The following is an 18,321-nucleotide window of genomic DNA, read 5'->3' on the forward strand; positions in this document are numbered from 1 at the left end:
TAAGTATACGTTGAAATAGGAGAGATACGTTTATTATTTTTGTCGCACAATAGGACAAAAAACTGAGTCAGAAAGATTTTCTTTCCAACTCAGTTTTTAACCTATTTTTCTAATTCTGTTAAAATTTCCTCTAATGTTTTTGAGCCAAAAATAACTTGCTCTCCATTAATTATTACAGCCGGAACACTCATGATTTTCTTTTCTTTTTTTAGTTCTGGAAACAGACTTGTATCAATCATCTCAGCCGTTACATTATGGTTAACTGAAGCAATTCTTTGACAAGCTGCGACAACATCTGGACATAAATGACAACTTAACGAAACACAAATCTCAATCTTAGCTTTTTTTAAATTTTCAATTCGAGTTTTCGTTTCTGCTTTCATTTCTTGACCAGAACTACCTACGTTATAAACAGCAAGTACAAGTGAATTTAATTCATGACCACTTGGTACACCACTAAATTTAATGCCTGTAAATTCATTAGCATTATTTAAAATGGCTAAAGAAGGCATACGAGTTAAATTAATTTTTTCTTCTAGAGCTTTATCCACACCTTTATCCACTGAGTGATAAATTAATTTGTCACTCAAATCAGAAAATTCTTTGGTAAAACTTGCTAATTCCACTGATTTTGGATTAGAGGCATCTAAAACATGAACTAAGGTTACTTCTTTTGTTAGCTTGGCAAAAATTCCTGATAATTGTTCTTTCATTGCTTCAGGAAACCATGTACCAGGTTTAGCTTGGGTTGCTTCTTTCTTAACTGGTTTAGTCTCTATTTTTTTAGTTTCTTTAGGTTTAGCAATTACTTGTACTGCAATACCTAATTTTTCTTTTAATTTTTCTACATATTGTTGGGCTTTTGTTGCAGCAATTGCACCATCGGATGTTGCTGTAACGATTTGGCGTAATTCTTTAACTCTCAAGTCACCTGCAGCATAAACCCCTGGAATGTTAGTTTCCATGTTGTCATTAGTTGGTACAAAACCACGAGAATCTAAAGTAACTTGCTCTTTAATTAATGCAGTATTTGGACTACTTCCCGCAAAAACAAACATCCCAAATGAACCATCTTCAGCACTTGCTTCAAAGATTGATTCTTCCCCCGTTTCATTGTTAACAAAAACGGCTTTTTGAAGAACACCATCTCCAGATATTTCTTTCACTTCAGTATTATAAGTAATTTCGATATTTGGATGCTCTTTAGCTAAATTAGCAGTAGCAGGGGCACAAGTAAAGTCAGGTTCACGAATTATCATGTGGACTTTTTTAGCATATCTTGTTAAGAAGACTGACTCTTCTGCCGCAGCAAAACCACCACCCAAAACAAAAACATCCATACCAGTAAATAGTTCTCCATCACATGTTGAACAATAGGCAATTCCACGCCCTGTAAACTCTACTTCACCTGGAAAACCAATTTTATTTCGTGATGTGCCTGTCGCTAACATCACCGCATACGCTTTAATTTCAGTTCCTTCTGCATCTGTTAATATTTTTACATCACCATCAAGAGTTGTTTTTACAATTTCACCTGTCAAAAACTCGCAGCCAAAAGATTCTGCCTGTTCGTGCATTTCTTCGATCAGTGTTGGACCGGTCGCATCCTTCACTCCTGGGTAATTGGCAATCATTGATGTTGTCACCGTTTGTCCACCAATTTTATTTTTTTCAATAATTACAGTATTAAGCATTGAACGTCCTGCATAAATACCAGCAGATAAAGCGGCTGCTCCGGCACCAATAATAGCTAAATCATATATTTTTTCAGTCATTTTTTTACCGTCCTTAAAAAAAGACTGGAAACGATTATCCCAGTCTCTTATATTTTAATCTGGTATTTCAAAGCTGCTCCTTCGTCAACTTCAATGAATTCAATCAATTGAAAATACACAATTGGTTGGATTCATCTCCAGTTGCTTGAAGCAAAACGCCTTTAAATACACTCTTTTATATTTTACCTACTAAGTCTAAACTCGGAGCGATTGTATCTTCGCCTGGTTTCCAGTTTGCTGGACAAACTTTATCTCCATGTTCTTCAACAAAGATAGCTGCTTCTAATTTACGAACTAATTCTTCAGCATTACGTCCGATTCCCATATCATGGATTTCGTATGCTTTAATTTCACCACGTGGATTTAAAACAAATGAGCCTCGGTAAGCTTGACCTGCTTCCTCTTCCATGACTTCAAAGAAACGGGAAATCTTTCCATTTGAGTCAGCTAACATCGTATATTCAATTTTACCGATTGTATCTGTTGCATCAGCCCATGCTTTGTGGACAAAATGACTATCTGTAGATACAGAGTAAACTTCACAGTCTAGTTCTTTAATTTTTGCATAGTGATCTTGTAAATCACCTAATTCTGTCGGACAGACGAATGAAAAGTCCGCTGGGTAGAAGAAGAAAATACTCCATTTACCTAAAACATCTTCTTTATTTACCGTAATAAACTCACCTTGACGATAAGCATCTGCTTGAAAATCAAATAATTCTTTATTAATCATATTAGACATGAAAAAAGCCTCCTATTTGTTTGTTAATTACTACACTAGTTATCCTAACAAATTAAAATAAGTTTGTCAAAAGAATAATTATAAATAAGATTAATTATCAATTATCGTATAAACCTTTTATTTAATAGTACTTATAACTAAATATCACTAGATATTTTAAATGAGAATATTTTTTTTAAAAACTACTTTAAGAATAAAGTTATACACATATTAACAGGTTTATCCACAACATATAGTGGTTGTTCTTATTTCGTTCTCACAATATATCGTATACATATTTCTTTCTTTATTATCAATTATAAAAAAAGACCGTCCTTTCTAATAATCAGAAAAAGATGGTCTTCTTTTATTCATTTTATGCGAGAAAAGGGACTCGAACCCTCACAGAGAATATTCTCTACAAGATCCTTAGTCTTGCGCGTCTGCCAATTCCGCCATTCTCGCTCATTCGTTCTTTTATAAAAACAAATCTAGACAAACTATAACGATTTATCACTCATTTGTCAAATGCTTTAAAGAACCACCACATTGACAACTATATTTTTTAATATCTATTCTGCGTCTGCGTTTTATCAATCCTCGGCATTTTTGACACTCATAATATTGATAGCTAATCTCTTTATTCTCAACCACACTTTTAACAAATCGACTTCCGCCTGTTTTTTTCAACAATTCTTTAAACTCTCGGTCTTTATGTTGATAGCCCTTATTTTCAAGATGTAAATGATAATGGCATAATTCATGCTTAATAACACCCACCAACTCTTCTTGTCCATGTTTTTCTAACACAAGAGGATTAAAATCTAACTGGTGGCTAGATAAATGATATCTGCCACCAGTTGTTTTTAATCGTTTATTAAATGTTGCTTGATGAATGAATGGTTTATTAAAAAATTGAAGCGAAATTATCTCCACTAATTCTTGCAATTCATCATTTGTCATCCTTAACCTTCAATCTTATTTTGAGCAATTGGGATCATTGAAAGTGCGATTCTTTTCTTCTTAAGATCAATAGAATCTACCCACACCGTCACCACATCACCAACTGCCACAGCATCAGTCGGATGTTTGATAAATTTATTACTTAACTTAGAAATATGAACCATACCATCCTGTTTCACACCAATATCAACAAAGGCACCAAAATCCACTACATTACGAACGGTTCCTTGAAGTTCCATGCCAGCTTTTAAATCTTCCATACTTAAAACATCTTGTCTTAAAAGTGGTGCAGGCATCTCATCTCTCATATCCCGTCCTGGTTGCAGTAATGCTTTTAAAACATCTTCTAATGTTTCTTTACCAACTTCAAGTGATTGGCTTAATGTTGAAATGGATATTTTTTCTAAAATTTGCTTAGACTCAGCTGTTCCTAGAGCTTCTAAAGAAACACCCGCTTCTTTTAGCAATTCTTTAACAGTTTTATAACTTTCAGGGTGGATACCAGTATTATCTAAAATGTTTTTCCCATTTGGGATTCTTAAGAACCCAACGGCTTGTTCATATGCTTTAGGTCCTAATCTTGGAACCTTTTTAAGTTCTGTGCGACTATTAAAAATACCATTTTCTTCTCTGAATAAAACCACATTTTTGGCAGTTGTTTTATTTAAGCCAGAAACATGTTGTAATAGCTGTGCACTAGCTGTATTAACATTCACTCCAACTTGGTTGACTGCCGTTTCAACCACAAAATCCAGCTGTTCAGTTAAGCGTTTTTGAGCCACATCATGTTGATATTGACCGACACCAACTGCTTTAGGATCAATCTTGACTAACTCTGCCAAAGGATCTTGTAAACGTCTAGCAATACTAGCTGCACTCCGTTCTTCAACTTGTAGATCAGGAAATTCTTCACGAGCAATCGCACTTGCCGAATAAACTGAGGCGCCAGCTTCATTGACAATCACATAGAAAACTTCACGTTTGAGTTGTTTTAAATTCTCAGAAACAAAAACTTCAGACTCACGACTAGCTGTCCCATTTCCAATAGCAATCATCTCAACTTTATATTCTTCAATAAAAGAAATTAATTCTTTAGGCGCTTCACTTCTTTTGGCTTGTGAAGCAGGTTTATGAGGATAAATTACTTTAACTGCTAATAATTTTCCAGTAGCATCTACAACAGCTAACTTGCAACCTGTACGATAAGCAGGGTCAAATCCTAAAACAACTTTTCCTTTTAATGGTGATTGCAATAGAAGATTTCTTAAATTTTCCCCAAAAATAGAGATAGCTTGCTCATCTGCTTTTTCTGTTAATTCCCCACGAATTTCACGCTCAATCGACGGTCCTATAAATCGTTTATAGCTATCTTCATAAGCTAAACGAATATATTTTGTTGCTGAACTTGTCTCACTTTTTATAATTTTTTTATCTAAATAATTAAATACTCGAGCTTCTTTTATAGAAAGACTAACCTTAATGACACCCTCTTTTTCACCACGATTAGCTGCTAGCACGCGATGTGAAGCTATTTTTTTCACAGGCTCAGAGAAATTATAATACATTTCGTAGACAGCCGTTTCATCTAAAGAGACATCCTTTTCTGTTGTTTCAAAAATACCATTTTGCCATACAAAATCACGTAACCACGCTCTATAAATTGGTTCATCACTAATCATTTCAGCAATAATTTCATGTGCACCAGCTAAAACATCCTTTACTTCTGATAGCTCATTTTCTGGATTAATGAAAGTTGCAGCTTTAGCCTCCACATCTTCATTTTCTGGAAATTCTAATAACCATACAGCAAAAGGTTCTAAACCATTTTCTTTAGCAATTGTTGCTTTTGTTCTTCTTTTTTGTTTATAAGGACGATATAGATCCTCTACTTGTTGCATTTTTTCAGATGCATTAATTTTCTTTTCTAATTCAGGTGTTAACTTGCCTTGTTCTTCAATAATTCTTAAAACTTCTTCTTTTCTTTTTACTAATCCTTGGATATAGGCGAAACGCTCTTCAATTTCTCTAATAGCAACTTCATCTAAGCTTCCTGTCATTTCTTTACGATATCTCGCAATAAAGGGAACGGTATTTCCTTCTTCTAAAAGCTTTAAAACTGTTTTAAGTTGTGTATTTTTATAACTATTTAATTCTTGTTCTAGTAATTTAAAAGCTTGTTGTTCTTGCATATTTTACTGCTTCCCCTCATTAAAAAAATATTTATCAATGTAATAAGATACCCTTAAGTAATAAGTATCTAAATATGTCGATAATTCACTATACCCTTTTAAAAGGTTTAACGTCGACTTATCCATGGTAACATATTTTTTATTGAAAATTGATTTTTTTACTTCATATTCAAGATCTTCTTGGAAATCATCCACATCTTCAATAAAAGGTGCACACCACTCTAAAAAGGCCGTATTTTTATCAATATCATCCATTATAAAAACTTGATCCCATCTGAATGTTAAAAATTTAAATGCCATAATGTATTTTTTATATTCCGAAGATTTAATCCTTACATCTGTATAATCATCTGTATCAAAAGAACTTAGATACTCTTGAATTTTAACTTCATCTTTTACTTGATCTTTTTTTCTAATGTTAATTAATTCTTCTGTCACTACATCTTCCACATATGGATCTGCTTCGTAGGTAAAATATTCATAATCATAATCATAGTCATATTCGTAATCATAGTCTTCTTCTTCGATGACTGCTTGCACTTTTTGAGTATCCTTTTTCGGTGCTTCTTTCACGGTTCTATCATCTCGACCAGTTTTTCCTATGTCAGTTACCACTCGTTCTTCTAGCTTAGTAATTTGTGTGTTTAGTAAGTGAATTTCTTGACGGTAAGAGTATGCTTCATTATTAAGTTCTGTAAATTTCATTTCTAGCGTTTCATATTTATCTTCCCAGTCTTCGATATTGGCAAATTTTGCTTGTTTTATTTCAAGATTTTCTATTTTTTCTTTTAGTAAATCGTTAGTGACTTGAATATTTTTGACTTGGATATTTTTTTGAAGAAGCTCTTCTTCTAATTCTTTATATTTCTCTTGATTTTCCTGTTTAGTCAGTTCATAATTTTTGATTTTTTTATCATACTGAATGATTTTTTTATCTTTTTCTTCACGGTTTAATCTTTCTTGAGCTAATTTTTGATTCACTTCTTTTAGTTCAATCATAACTTTTTGATGTTCATTTTTTTCCAGTTTTATCTGTTTTTCAGATTCTTTTAGATTATCTTCTAAATAGCCATGGTCTTCTCTTGCTTTACCAATTAAATTTTCTTGATTTGCTTGTAACTTTTCTAGTGATTCATTCAATCGTTTATTAGTATTTTCATATTGCTGAACCACTCTTTGTGTGTCCGAAAGTTCTGTTTTCAATGCCATTTTTTCTTTAAATATTTCTTTTAGCTTTGTTTCCACCTGAGACATTTGAGCCAAACGATTTGTATCTAACTTATTTTGTTTTAACATCTCATTAAGTTTTAGATTCGCTTTATCTAATTGCACATTCATTTCAGCATTGATATTGTCTTTAGTGGTTAGTGCTTGAATTTTTCTGGCATAGTCTTTAATTTCATTGTTTAACTTATCAATTTGACCTTCTTTTTGGTTTATCAAAGTGGTTACTTCTTTTAGCTTCATCTCGTATGTCAATGTATGGTGACTACTAACTTCTCTTAACTGATTATTCTCTTCCATTAATCTTTGTTCTTTCACTCTAAACGCTTCAACTTGTTGCTCATAAGCTGATATTTTTTTTTGGAGGTTATTAATATCCGTTAAAAGTGTTTTTTCAGTGGAAAGCATTTTAGCATCGATACTTTTTTCCATATTATCAAGACTTTGTAAAAAGTTCTCTTGTTGTTCAACCTCTAGAGTCATTTGTTTGATAAGATCATCTTGTTCTTTTAGTCGCTCCTCATAATTCGTAGATAACGACGGTAACGTTTCTGTTTCTTCAATTTCATTTAAATACGATCCTAAGACTTGTTCACCAACTATCTTTTTTGTTACCTTTTCCAAACATTCATTTAAAATATTGATTGCTGTAAAAATAAGATTTCTAATTTCAGTGCTAGATAAGTCCTCGATTACTTTAAACGTTATAAAAAATTTCGTTGTATTGTCTTCTTTAATTTGAATAAAAGCTCGATTAATAGGATAAGCCTCTAAGACTCTCTCCCACTCTTTTACAGTGACACGCCCAACAATTGACACATATGTTTCTTCTAAAAATTCATTTTTCCAACTAAGCTCTAATTGATTAAATGTTCCTTTTTCTTGATTTTTAGGTATTATTAACAGGCTTCGATCATTATTTTTTACTCTCTCTTTTTTAAAGATACGATAATTTATATTAAACTGATTCATTTCCATTTTATATCCCTCTCTTTTATAACAGTTCTTCTAAAATTTGGGTTCCCATTTTTGACTATTAAAATATTCAATGTCTTGAATTATTTTTTTATCACTAAAAATCACACCATGGATAGAACCTCCGTATACACCACCGCCATCTATGCCAATTTTATCATCAAATAACCATAGACTTGTTTGACTATTATCTTTATACAAATAACTCGTTGGTGTATGTCCAAAAACAATCTTCTTATTTGTTTTATTTGGTAAACGGTGAAATGGTTCTCTAATCCATAAACAGTCTCTTTCAGATGTGTCTTGCCAATCCTTTAATAACAAGTTAACTCCCGCATGAACACACACATAATCTCTCCATTCAAAATAATAAGGAAGTGATTCTAAAAAGATAAGCAGTTTTTTATATCTCGTTTGAATCATCATTGAGATCTCTGTAGGTGAGTATTCTTCAAGTGCTCCTTCGTGTAATAAGCTTTCAATAGTTTCCCCGCCGCCATTTAAAAGATAGTTTGGATATCTTTTTTCAGGATCTTTTAAAAAATCCAAAAACAGTTGTTCGTGATTACCCCTTAAGTAAACAGCCCTTTTATTTTTCACTAATTCACTACCTAAAAACAAACATTCTTTAGATTTTTTCCCACGATCTAATAAATCACCTATTAAAACTAATTGATGTAAATTTTCGTCCACATGATTTAGTAGTGATTTAAACAATTCATATTCTCCGTGTATATCACTTATAACAAATAAATATTTTCTCATTTATATCCCTCCTAAATAAAAAAAGGCTGACTTAAAAGCATCAACCTCTTCATGTCATATAAACTTACTTCTGAGTTCGAGTCAGAAAAAATCAACTATTTTTTTAAGTAGATCGTTCAGAAAATTACTCTTGTGAGAAGTTTAATTGAACACCAGGCGCATCTAATGCTATTTCAGTTAACTCAAATGCCATACGTTCAATCAAGACAAACAAAGGTCTCACAAGCTCATTAACTTCTTCTGATGATAGATCCTCAATTTTTTCTATCTTTTGATCTACTACTTGTACAAATTGGGCAACATCGCCAGATAAAATAACTTTATCTAAAACAATTTTAAACTCAATTCGTAAGCCTAAAACCGAATTTTTTTGTGCATCAATATTCATTTCTTCTTTAATTTCAAAAGGATTCAAGCTGACATTAATAGCTGTTTCTTCTGTATGATCTTCTGGTAAAGCATCATAGTGAAATCCTTGAACAAATTCTTGCTGTCTAATTAATTCCATAAAAGTTACCTCTTTCAACTTCTTCTTTTATATTTTATAGTTTTTGTTTCTCCACTTCTATTTTACAATAAAACCGTCTTAAAAGAAATCTAAAATTACAAACTCCTTTTAGTATGATCATTATGTTATATTTTATATTCATTATTAAAATAAGTACCTTTATTATTAATTATGCTTTGTTTTGAATACATGCCTTGATATATAACAACTTTAACCCGTTTCATCTAGTGAATATTTACATACTAAACATTTATTATATATATAATAAGCTATGTGTTTTGTCTATTATTAGTTTTTTAAAATTATTTTTGTTATTTAAACATACTTTTATCTCTTTTATTAACTATTTTTACAAAAAAAAGATACTATCAAAGAAAAAAATTCCTTAATAGCATCCAAAAAATATATCTATTTAAGCCATCTATCATTACTATTTCTTAGTGAATGGGTCTAGCATTTTTTATTGGAAAAATACTCATTTTGACAATTCCCTTAATTTCATCCTCATTATACAAGCCATTTTGCCTACTATCTGTTACATTTTGTCGATTATCGCCTAGAAGAAAGTACTTTCTCTCTGGGATATTTTTGGTTCCTTTTTTTAGACCAACAATGTGCTCTGTATCAAAATTAGATGTGTAAACTTTTTTTGAATTTTTCTTTTCGTATTTAAAATTAATAAAATTAGCTTTCAAGTAATCTTCTTCATACGTAGAATGATTAACTGATAAAACATCATCTTTCATTTGAATAGTATCACCTGGCATACCGATTACGCGAAGGACATCTTTTTTTCCATCTCTATTAATTATCACAACATCAAAACGACTGAAGGAAGAACTTTTTTGATACAGCAATGTTTCTCCAGAGGCTACTTGCTCTGTCATGCTTTTGCTCGAAGTAGTATAGCGGTCATACTTAAATATAATAATTCCTGATACACTTAAAATAATAACTAATAACAGTCCCACAACTAAATTAAAAGTAGAATACTTAATACTCCATTTTTTTTTGGCTTTTTGCTTATTTCCTAACGCCTTCTTTAAAGCTTGCTTTTCTTCAATTTCATTAAACATTCTTTGTAGATCACTATCTATTGAAGTAACATGTTGTTGTTTTTTCTTTTTCTTTTTTTTGCCATCATTTTTCTTTTTAGGAAAATTTCGGTTAGATAAAACATCCCAAACTGGATTAGTATTCATATCCATTTCTGGTAAATAATTTTCTTTTTTTCCTTTTTTTGTCAAAATTAAACTCCTTTCTTTAGAACTTATTCATTATCTAGTCGTTCTTTTTCTCTGTAAACATTCATTTTTTTACTAAACAAGGTGCCATTGGTTGGAGGAGTGTAGGTAATAGCGTTAGCACCTGCTTCTATCGTTTCTATGATTGATTCATCCGTTGGTCCACCAGTTGCCATTATTGGGAAATCCGGGAAATCTTTTCTAATCAGTCTCACGATATGTGCTGTATCTTTTCCTCCACTAACATTTAAAATTTTTACACCCGCTTCAATTTTTTCTTTAACATCAGTAAATTCAGAAGTAATGGTACCGATAATCGGGATATCAATCATCTGTGATATATCATAAATAGTTTCTTTAGAGGTAGGTGCATTAACTACGACACCTATCGAACCATTTGCTTCTGCGAACATACTCATATTAACTGATCGATTTCCTTGTGTTAGTCCTCCACCTACACCAGAAAATACGGGAACATCTGCTGCTTCAATGATACATTTAGTGATAGTAGGATGTGGTGTAAAAGGATAGACTGCGATAACCGCGTCAGCGTCAATATTTCTTACAATAGCAATATCGGTTGAATAACAAATTGATTTAATTCGTTTGCCAAATATTTTGATTCCTGTACAATTTCTAATAATATTAGGGACATTTATAATATCTTTTCTTAATGGTGTTACTATTTCTGGAATTAACCGTTTTTCATTTTTCATAAGGCGCTCTCCTATAAAAAAAGAGGCTGACTCGAATGCCAACCTCTTTAAATTTTTTAACATCTCTCAAAGATACAAAATAAAAAAATAACTTTTCTAGCCTATTATCTTTTATTTATCATACTGATATAACTCATATTTTTCAATCACACTAATCACTTTTGATGCGTAATCAGGGTCTGTTGCATAACCAGAGGCTTGGAGTGCTTTGGCTGCTGTTGTATAATCTGATGCTAACAACACACCTTGATATAGATAAGGATCCCAATCTACCCCATTAACAAACAATAACGTATGATCCTTCATGCAATCACTCCAGCTAGCATATACTTTAAAATTAGCATTAATTTCAATCCATTTACCATCTTTAAATTCTTTTGTCTTTAGTTTAACAGAATCGTCATGAGGACTAAATGACTTTATCCCAAAGAGATTATTATATTTAGCACTCAATTCACTTCTTCCCCAATCAGATTCTAAGATTGCTTGACCTAGAATAATGCTTGGTAAAATCCCATGAGCTTGATTTAACTCTTTAGCTACTGGAACGAGTTGGTTAATAAATTCTTCTTTTTCTAAAGCCATATCTTCAACTGGGACGCTCACATCATCACTAGGGGTAGTTAGCCCTCTTAAACTCAACATAAAAACAAATATTCCTATTCCTATAATAACTATACTTAAAAAAATAGGGATTTTATTTAAGCCAACTGGGGCATAATTTTTTCTTTTCGCCATTATTTACCTACTTTTTTTAGTTGTTCGATATATTCTTCTAAAACAAGCTGATTTTTAGTCATATACTCAGCGTTTTCTTTTCCAACATAACGAATGTGCCATGGTTCGTAATTGATACCGGTTAGTTTTTCCTTACCTTTTTTATATCGAATGACAAAACCATAGTGATTAACATTTTCATCTAACCATTTTCCAGCATCAGTTTCACCAAATTCTTCTTCTAGCATATTTCCCTCTTCGTACCATTTTACATCTAAAACATCTAAGGCAAGTCCAGTATGATGCTCACTCAAGCCTGGAACTGTTAAATACTTCATTGCCAACTCTTTGGCCTCAGATTCAGAATAATCTTGGTAAAGATAATTTTGAATATCTCTTGCCACAATTTCTTCTTGTTCAGCTACAGAACGATAAGATGAAATAATGGTCAACTCAAAACCTGCCTTTGCAGCCGCTTCAGATAAAGCTAGGTATTCATCATGAATACGACTATCCACTTTATGACCATCTGGTAATTCTTTCAAATTAGTTGGTTCTTCTTTTATCTGATGTTCATTATTAACGAGTATTAAGTTCCAGTCATCTAATTTCCCAGGTAAATGGCTTTCTTCTTTCTTGACTACTTGCTCTGTTGATATGGTTGTGGTCTCTTTTTTATCTTTATTAGATTTTTGAGTATGAAAAATAATTGCTAGTCCAACAAATAAACAAGTAATTATGATAAATATTTTTTTTGCCATAAACCTCTACAAATCCCCTTATTTTTCTGCTTCTTCTACGTTTTGATTATATGTTTCTATTAAGTTCTCGTCTACCCATTCAATTAAATCAACCTGAGACTCAGCTATTTGCTGTTGAATGGTTCCTGGCATACAGAATTCTAATATATCATCATAACCCCATTCACCGTAACTCATAAAAATACGAAGATTCACCATATTTTTTTTAGGATAAGCAGTTTCTTTTTTATCTGATACACTTTGTTGAGTAATCATCTCTACTTTTGTCATACCTGTCTTAATCCATTCTTTAGCTATAATAGATTTTAGTCGCTTATATTCTGAAACAACATAATTTCTTTTTTCTGGAAATAGAATGGTCTGTCTGGCTATTTTTTGAATTAACATCCATTCATAATCAGAAAACAGACTTTTTAATTTTTGCATTTTTTCATTTGATAAGGATTGCTGACCTTTTTTCCATTTTATCCATTCTTCATAAGGTATTGCTAAAAAATGTTCACAAAATAATTTTTCGCTAACAAACTGATCTTTTATTCGATCTAGTAAAATATTAACAATTGCTTGATGCATCGTTTTCACACACCTTTCATATTTTCTGTAACTTTTTAGTTAAATCACTCTCTACTATTTTACCCTTTACTTAAAAAAAAAGCATCTTTTATGCAAATTTATAAGAAATTTTAATAACTATTTTTCTTGATTGAAATTAACCTTTATATCAATAAAAGTTTGAGTTTCCGTTAAAAACTGATACAATCTCGCCCTGTTCTCAAATTCTTTTCTGCTTGTTGGTAGCTCCTTAGTTTCATAATAAATCATTGTATCGGAGACTTTTTCTTTTAAAAGCACCCCATCATTATTTTCTGCATAATTTATATAAATGTAATCCAACAATTCTTTTATTTTTTCAGAAACATCTGTAGCCACATCAATGTTTTTTATCAAATCAATCATATCTTCCAATACTTTTAACTGCATCCATCTCATTTGAAAATAACTAATTTCATAGATATCTTTACTTAGTAGCTGGTTATCTAAATGATTTTTAGCATACTGTTCTCCTTGTTTAATACTTTTAGCAACTCCTTCAACAATCAAGTCACAATCTAAAATGGCTCGTTTATCATCTAATGTTTCTGACATTTTTTTTAATAAGAATTTAATCGCATCATCCACTCTTTTTTTGTTAGTTTCTATTTCTTTTTCTACATTCGGCATGTACAAATTAGAAATTAAAGCTAAACCGACACCTACTAAGAGTAATAAAATGGCATTTTTTACTAAATCTCCAGACATACTTTTTTCATTTAAAAAATGGGTGACTAATACTGAATTAACTGGAATTGCTTCTGACATCTTGAATTTTGCTGCGATTGGAATATACAATAATAAATATACACCAAATGCAATCGGAGTATATCCTAATAAATAATAACTTCCAAAAGATATTAAAATAGCGACAAACAACGCCAAGATACGTCCAATTCCAACTTTAAAAGAAGATGTTTTGGTATTTGTAACACTTAAAATAGCAATAATACCAGCCGTTGATGGGTACTTTAAACCTAAATAATTAGCGATAATAATTGCTAAAGTTGCTGTTATGACTGTTTTTATCGTTCGTAAACCTATTTTCATTTTTACACTCCTCACATACCTTCTATTAAAAATCATAAATACTTTTACGTCAAATACTAGCAGAATCTAGTTCTTTCGTATATTATATAACTTACAGGGGGAATTTAAAATGAAACGTAAATGGGTAGCCATTTCATTTTTATTGAGTACTTTATTTTTTATCACTTCTTGTGGCATCACACAAGAACTTGATGAATCTTTAGCAGTTTCTAAAGAACTAAACGTTGTTATTGGACAACAGGAATCAATTATTAAAGACTTATTGAAAACTGTTGAAAAAATTGAACCTTCTTTCGAAAAAGATATGGATGCTAAACCTAAAACCGGTCTCTTCCAAGAACAAGAAGGAGATCTTTATAAAAATTTCAATAAACGAAAAGAATTATTAGATGAATTAGTTGCTGGACAAAAAGAAGTCAAAAAATACCGTAAAGATCTTAAACGCATAAGTAGTAAGGAAGCCATTGATGTTGATAATGATAAACTTCGGCTCATTAGTAGTAGTTTAAAAATTATCGAAAATAATTATGATTCCTTAATACTTTATATGCAAACTGGTTTTGAACAAGAAGAGCTTCTATACGAAAACCTTCCTGTTGATAATCTAACTGAACAAGCTTCCATTATTGATCGAACTTATGGTTCTGTAACTATGGTTGCTGAGGAATCCATCAGTAATATGGAGTACACATCAAGCTTGATTAAAAATTTTCTTAAACAGGCCTCAGTGAATAAACATTAGTTAAAAAAAACAGCCACAATTTTTTGCATCTAAATTGCAAAAAATGTGGCTGATTTTTTATTATTCTGCTTTTTCTTGAACATTAACAATATTTTTAGACCCTTTTGAGGCGAAATTTTCTAGTAAATCTTTCACATCAAGTCCTGTTGTTTCTTTCAACGTTTCTTGAGAAGAGGCTAAAAGGTTAGTCGCATAATTAGTGATCCGATTGGCACCACTATCTTTTCCACCTTCTCCAGTATCAACAACCGTAATTTTCTCAATATTACCAAGAGGTTGAGAAGCTTCTTTCACAAGTTCTGGTAACATTTCAAGTACCATACTTAGGACAGCTGCTTCACCATATTGTTTGAAGGCCTCTGCAATTTTTTCTTTTGCTTCGGCTTCAGCTTGACCTTGAGCTAAAATAGCATCTGCCCGTGCTTGTCCATCCATACGAACTTGAGAAGCGTTTGCTTCAGCCATTGCTTCCACTCTGAATTTTTCTGCTTCGGCTTCGGCTACTTCACGTGCTTTTGAAGCAAGTGCTTCTTGTTCTCTCGCATAACGATCCGCATCTGCTTTTTTCTTCACTTCTGAGTCGTATTGTTTCTCACGACGAATAATTTCTTTTTCTTCTAATTCAATTTGTTTTTGACGCTCAATAACTTTAACTTCCATCTCTTGAGCCACAACTTGTTGTTGTGCAACCGCACTTTCTAAGTTATACGCTTGATCCGCTTTGGCTTTCGCAATATCTTGTTCTTGCTTATAAGCTGCTAATTTTAATTCTTTGTCTTTTGCCGCTTCAGCGATTTCTGTTTGACGACCAAGTTCGGCTTGTTGAGATTCTTTTTCAGCTTGAGCCTTTTTAATGCGTGTTTCTTTTAAAGCTTCTGCCTCAGCGATTTCAGCATCACGTTTTACTTGAGCAATACGTGGTTTCCCTAATGAATCTAAGTACCCATTCTTATCACGAACATCTTTAATCGTGAATGAAACAATAATCAGTCCCATTTTAGCCAAATCCACACTGGCAACTTCTTGAACGCTTTGACTAAATTTATCACGATTTTGATAAATTTCTTCAACTGTCATTGATCCTAAAATCGAGCGTAAATGACCTTCTAAAACTTCACGTGCTTCATTTTCTAACTCTTCACGTGTCTTACCTAAGAATTGCTCAGCAGCAGTTGCTATTTCTTCAACTGAAGAGCCGATTTTAATAATTGATGTTCCATCAGCCATAACCGGTACACCTTGCTCTGTATACACTTCTGGTGTTGAGACATCTAATTTACTTGAGAGTAAGCTTAAACGATTGGAACGTTGGAAGACAGGGAGTACAAAAGCTCCTCCTCCACGAACAATTTTTAGTTTATTGCCACCTTGATCTTGATGAACATTTTTAGCACCTAAATAGCTACCACTGATAATTAACGCCTCATCTGGTTTTGCTGTTTGATATTTTGAAACAAAAACTACTAAAAGCATTAATACAATAATTCCAACTAATATAATTGGTAAAAATAAAATCCCCATAATTTAACAATCTCCTTTTAAATAAAGTTTTCTTTATATGGAACGACATAACAGACACGGTCCTTAATCTCAATCACTAAGACATCTGATCCTGCTTTGACCTCTTCAACTTGAGGTTTATAATAACTTGCTGGTCGAGTAATAGTTCCTGTCACACTTGATATTTTAATTTCCCCCATACCTTTAAGTGGGATAGGCGTAATCACCGTAGCTTTTTGACCTTCTAAATCCTTTTCTGTAATCGCAATACTCGATTCTGAATTTTTAAGTGGTACCAATATGTAGAAATTCATCAAAAAGACTATAATAGTCGCTATTCCACCGCTAATAAGAAAGACAACAAGACTTTTTAAATTAAAAAAATTCTCACCTATAATTCCGAATAGTGAGGTGAACGCTATCCATGGCACCATTAACATTGGGTCAAGTGGGCCATCAAAATCAAAAATATCACCGAAAATAAATAATAGGATGGATATAACAGTACAGCCAATTAAAATATATAAATAGATCGTATCTAATGGATAACCAGCTATCACTTTCTTCTCACTCCTTTCTAACTAGCTTAACATTATTCTACCAATATTACAGATAAAATAATAGTATATTCGTTATAATTATATGTTGGCGTTAACAATAAAAAGAAAACGTACATTGGAAACTATTTTTTATCATTAATATAAGCCATTGCAACAAAACACATTATTTTTGCAACTTATAAAAAAAGAATTTTAATGATAAACTAATCTTGCTATTCTATAGGTGTTAGGAGGACAATATATGAAAATAAACGTTAAATATTTAGAGGAAAAGAATAAAGATGAACTTGATATTATTAGCCATCCTAGTAATCAGTTACTATTAGATAAATTAACTAAAACTATCCAAATACCACAAACTCTAATAGTCACACAACCGAACAATAATCGACAAAAAATTATTACGATTTCTGATATTGAGGCAATAACTACTTTAGGTCATGTATCTAAAATAATTCTTACTAATCAAGAAAGTTATTTTTATCCTAAAAGAATCAAAGAACTAACTTTTTTAACTCAAAATAATTTATATCAAATTAACCAATCAACCATTATTAATTTAAATCATGTCTATACTTTCCAAGTTGAAAAACATGCTCGTTTAGAAATTATTACAAAAAGCCAACAACACTACATTGTCAGTCGTCACTATGTTAAACAAATAAAGGAGAGATTGCTATGTTTCAACAGTTAAAAAATTCATTCATTCAAACAACATTAGGTTCTATCATTTGGGTAACATTTTTAGCTACATTACTTTTTCATAATCAAAATGTTCCTTTTAACTTTTTTTGGCATATTCTAGCTATCGGTAGCTTATTCGGTATCGTTTTTGGTATTTTATATCCTTATCTTTGGAAATATTCCACATTAAAGGCGAGTTTTAATATTATAATTAGTACCTTCATTAATTCTGTGTCCAGTTTTTTAGTGGTTTATCTTTTTTCACCAGAAATGTTTTTATCCATCAAGCCTTATCTATTAGTTTTCATTATTTTAACATTTATTGGTCACCTAATTACTTATTATTTCTATGCCAAATCAGAAACAAATAAACAAGTCAAAGAATTAAATAAATTACTATCTTAAAAAAATAAGGAATATAAAGAGAACTGTGATATAAACAAATCACAGTTCTCTTTTTTGAATAATCATTAACGTTTCTTCCAGTTGCTTGGAGCTAATCGCTTTTTCACCACCCTGTTTTAGTCCGGGATAAAAAATCTGCGCCTTCGGTAACTTCACAAACAGCAATCAATCCTAAAACCATGGATTGTTTGCTGTTTCCTCCAGTTACTCGGAGCAAAGCGATTTTTTATC

18 protein-coding genes and 1 tRNA gene are annotated in these 18,321 nt (G+C 31.7%); 3 read left to right on the plus strand and 16 right to left on the minus strand.

The window, feature by feature from the left end:
• Positions 1-101 precede the first annotated feature (101 nt).
• From FM121_RS04410 to FM121_RS04475, 14 genes are all read right to left on the minus strand, one after another.
• On the minus strand, positions 102-1,775 hold the full coding sequence (locus FM121_RS04410; protein ID WP_086950947.1) for an FAD-dependent oxidoreductase: 1,674 nt from the start codon (positions 1,773-1,775) through the stop codon (positions 102-104).
• A gap of 175 nt (positions 1,776-1,950) precedes the next feature.
• Positions 1,951-2,517 carry an alkyl hydroperoxide reductase subunit C gene (gene ahpC, locus FM121_RS04415; protein ID WP_086950948.1) on the minus strand — a complete coding sequence of 189 codons (567 nt, stop codon included), beginning with the start codon at positions 2,515-2,517 and terminating at the stop codon, positions 1,951-1,953.
• Between the two features lie 358 nt (positions 2,518-2,875).
• Positions 2,876-2,961, minus strand: a tRNA-Leu gene (locus FM121_RS04420).
• 48 nt (positions 2,962-3,009) lie between these two features.
• Positions 3,010-3,459, minus strand: coding sequence for a SprT family protein (locus FM121_RS04425; RefSeq protein ID WP_086950949.1), 450 nt, complete (start codon positions 3,457-3,459; stop codon positions 3,010-3,012).
• 2 nt (positions 3,460-3,461) lie between these two features.
• Positions 3,462-5,648: a Tex family protein gene (locus tag FM121_RS04430; protein WP_086950950.1), complete on the minus strand. Its 2,187-nt coding sequence runs from the start codon at positions 5,646-5,648 to the stop codon at positions 3,462-3,464.
• A gap of 3 nt (positions 5,649-5,651) precedes the next feature.
• Complete coding sequence (locus tag FM121_RS04435) at positions 5,652-7,850, minus strand: hypothetical protein (protein WP_086950951.1); 2,199 nt, start codon at positions 7,848-7,850, stop codon at positions 5,652-5,654.
• 30 nt (positions 7,851-7,880) lie between these two features.
• Positions 7,881-8,612: a metallophosphoesterase gene (locus FM121_RS04440; RefSeq protein ID WP_086950952.1), complete on the minus strand. Its 732-nt coding sequence runs from the start codon at positions 8,610-8,612 to the stop codon at positions 7,881-7,883.
• 124 nt (positions 8,613-8,736) lie between these two features.
• Positions 8,737-9,120, minus strand: coding sequence for a DUF1149 family protein (locus tag FM121_RS04445; RefSeq protein ID WP_086950953.1), 384 nt, complete (start codon positions 9,118-9,120; stop codon positions 8,737-8,739).
• A gap of 437 nt (positions 9,121-9,557) precedes the next feature.
• Positions 9,558-10,367: a signal peptidase I gene (gene lepB / locus FM121_RS04450; protein ID WP_086950954.1), complete on the minus strand. Its 810-nt coding sequence runs from the start codon at positions 10,365-10,367 to the stop codon at positions 9,558-9,560.
• A gap of 23 nt (positions 10,368-10,390) precedes the next feature.
• Positions 10,391-11,080, minus strand: a complete 690-nt coding sequence (locus FM121_RS04455; RefSeq protein WP_086950955.1) for a hydrolase — start codon at positions 11,078-11,080, stop codon at positions 10,391-10,393.
• Between the two features lie 111 nt (positions 11,081-11,191).
• Positions 11,192-11,818, minus strand: coding sequence for a glycoside hydrolase family 73 protein (locus FM121_RS04460; RefSeq protein ID WP_086950956.1), 627 nt, complete (start codon positions 11,816-11,818; stop codon positions 11,192-11,194).
• A complete protein-coding gene (locus tag FM121_RS04465; protein WP_086950957.1) occupies positions 11,818-12,558 on the minus strand; it encodes a M15 family metallopeptidase in 741 nt (246 codons plus the stop codon). Before FM121_RS04465 ends, FM121_RS04460 begins: the two co-directional genes overlap by 1 nt.
• Positions 12,559-12,576: 18 nt before the next feature.
• Positions 12,577-13,131, minus strand: a complete 555-nt coding sequence (locus FM121_RS04470) for a hypothetical protein (protein ID WP_086950958.1) — start codon at positions 13,129-13,131, stop codon at positions 12,577-12,579.
• Between the two features lie 117 nt (positions 13,132-13,248).
• Positions 13,249-14,199, minus strand: a complete 951-nt coding sequence (locus FM121_RS04475) for an aromatic acid exporter family protein (RefSeq protein WP_179203792.1) — start codon at positions 14,197-14,199, stop codon at positions 13,249-13,251.
• Between the two features lie 109 nt (positions 14,200-14,308).
• Here FM121_RS04475 and FM121_RS04480 point away from each other — a divergent pair, with 109 nt between their 5' ends.
• Positions 14,309-14,941: a hypothetical protein gene (locus tag FM121_RS04480; RefSeq protein WP_086950960.1), complete on the plus strand. Its 633-nt coding sequence runs from the start codon at positions 14,309-14,311 to the stop codon at positions 14,939-14,941.
• 60 nt (positions 14,942-15,001) lie between these two features.
• On the opposite strand, the gene FM121_RS04485 is transcribed toward FM121_RS04480, so the two are convergent.
• Positions 15,002-16,462 carry a flotillin family protein gene (locus tag FM121_RS04485; RefSeq protein ID WP_086950961.1) on the minus strand — a complete coding sequence of 487 codons (1,461 nt, stop codon included), beginning with the start codon at positions 16,460-16,462 and terminating at the stop codon, positions 15,002-15,004.
• A gap of 17 nt (positions 16,463-16,479) precedes the next feature.
• Positions 16,480-17,001 carry a hypothetical protein gene (locus FM121_RS04490; protein ID WP_086950962.1) on the minus strand — a complete coding sequence of 174 codons (522 nt, stop codon included), beginning with the start codon at positions 16,999-17,001 and terminating at the stop codon, positions 16,480-16,482.
• A gap of 241 nt (positions 17,002-17,242) precedes the next feature.
• Here FM121_RS04490 and FM121_RS04495 point away from each other — a divergent pair, with 241 nt between their 5' ends.
• Positions 17,243-17,695 carry a LytTR family DNA-binding domain-containing protein gene (locus FM121_RS04495; protein WP_086950963.1) on the plus strand — a complete coding sequence of 151 codons (453 nt, stop codon included), beginning with the start codon at positions 17,243-17,245 and terminating at the stop codon, positions 17,693-17,695.
• Entirely contained in the window at positions 17,680-18,090 is a 411-nt protein-coding gene (locus FM121_RS04500) for a hypothetical protein (RefSeq protein ID WP_086950964.1), read from the plus strand. The genes FM121_RS04495 and FM121_RS04500 overlap by 16 nt, the downstream gene beginning before the upstream one ends.
• Positions 18,091-18,321: the final 231 nt, after the last annotated feature.

Origin of the sequence: Vagococcus fluvialis bH819, assembly GCF_900163795.1 — a bacterium.
In the GTDB taxonomy this organism is placed as follows: Bacteria; Bacillota; Bacilli; order Lactobacillales; family Vagococcaceae; genus Vagococcus; species Vagococcus fluvialis_A.

What these genes read in the sequence shown, in the direction of transcription:
- FM121_RS04410 (WP_086950947.1), bottom strand. Translation starts at nt 1,775, where the DNA reads ATGACTGAAAAAATATATGATTTAGCTATTATTGGTGCCGGAGCAGCC.
- ahpC (WP_086950948.1), bottom strand. Translation starts at nt 2,517, where the DNA reads ATGTCTAATATGATTAATAAAGAATTATTTGATTTTCAAGCAGATGCT.
- FM121_RS04425 (WP_086950949.1), bottom strand. Translation starts at nt 3,459, where the DNA reads ATGACAAATGATGAATTGCAAGAATTAGTGGAGATAATTTCGCTTCAA.
- FM121_RS04430 (WP_086950950.1), bottom strand. Translation starts at nt 5,648, where the DNA reads ATGCAAGAACAACAAGCTTTTAAATTACTAGAACAAGAATTAAATAGT.
- FM121_RS04435 (WP_086950951.1), bottom strand. Translation starts at nt 7,850, where the DNA reads ATGGAAATGAATCAGTTTAATATAAATTATCGTATCTTTAAAAAAGAG.
- FM121_RS04440 (WP_086950952.1), bottom strand. Translation starts at nt 8,612, where the DNA reads ATGAGAAAATATTTATTTGTTATAAGTGATATACACGGAGAATATGAA.
- FM121_RS04445 (WP_086950953.1), bottom strand. Translation starts at nt 9,120, where the DNA reads ATGGAATTAATTAGACAGCAAGAATTTGTTCAAGGATTTCACTATGAT.
- FM121_RS04455 (WP_086950955.1), bottom strand. Translation starts at nt 11,080, where the DNA reads ATGAAAAATGAAAAACGGTTAATTCCAGAAATAGTAACACCATTAAGA.
- FM121_RS04460 (WP_086950956.1), bottom strand. Translation starts at nt 11,818, where the DNA reads ATGGCGAAAAGAAAAAATTATGCCCCAGTTGGCTTAAATAAAATCCCT.
- FM121_RS04465 (WP_086950957.1), bottom strand. Translation starts at nt 12,558, where the DNA reads ATGGCAAAAAAAATATTTATCATAATTACTTGTTTATTTGTTGGACTA.
- FM121_RS04470 (WP_086950958.1), bottom strand. Translation starts at nt 13,131, where the DNA reads ATGCATCAAGCAATTGTTAATATTTTACTAGATCGAATAAAAGATCAG.
- FM121_RS04475 (WP_179203792.1), bottom strand. Translation starts at nt 14,199, where the DNA reads ATGAAAATAGGTTTACGAACGATAAAAACAGTCATAACAGCAACTTTA.
- FM121_RS04480 (WP_086950960.1), top strand. Translation starts at nt 14,309, where the DNA reads ATGAAACGTAAATGGGTAGCCATTTCATTTTTATTGAGTACTTTATTT.
- FM121_RS04485 (WP_086950961.1), bottom strand. Translation starts at nt 16,462, where the DNA reads ATGGGGATTTTATTTTTACCAATTATATTAGTTGGAATTATTGTATTA.
- FM121_RS04495 (WP_086950963.1), top strand. Translation starts at nt 17,243, where the DNA reads ATGAAAATAAACGTTAAATATTTAGAGGAAAAGAATAAAGATGAACTT.
- FM121_RS04500 (WP_086950964.1), top strand. Translation starts at nt 17,680, where the DNA reads ATGTTTCAACAGTTAAAAAATTCATTCATTCAAACAACATTAGGTTCT.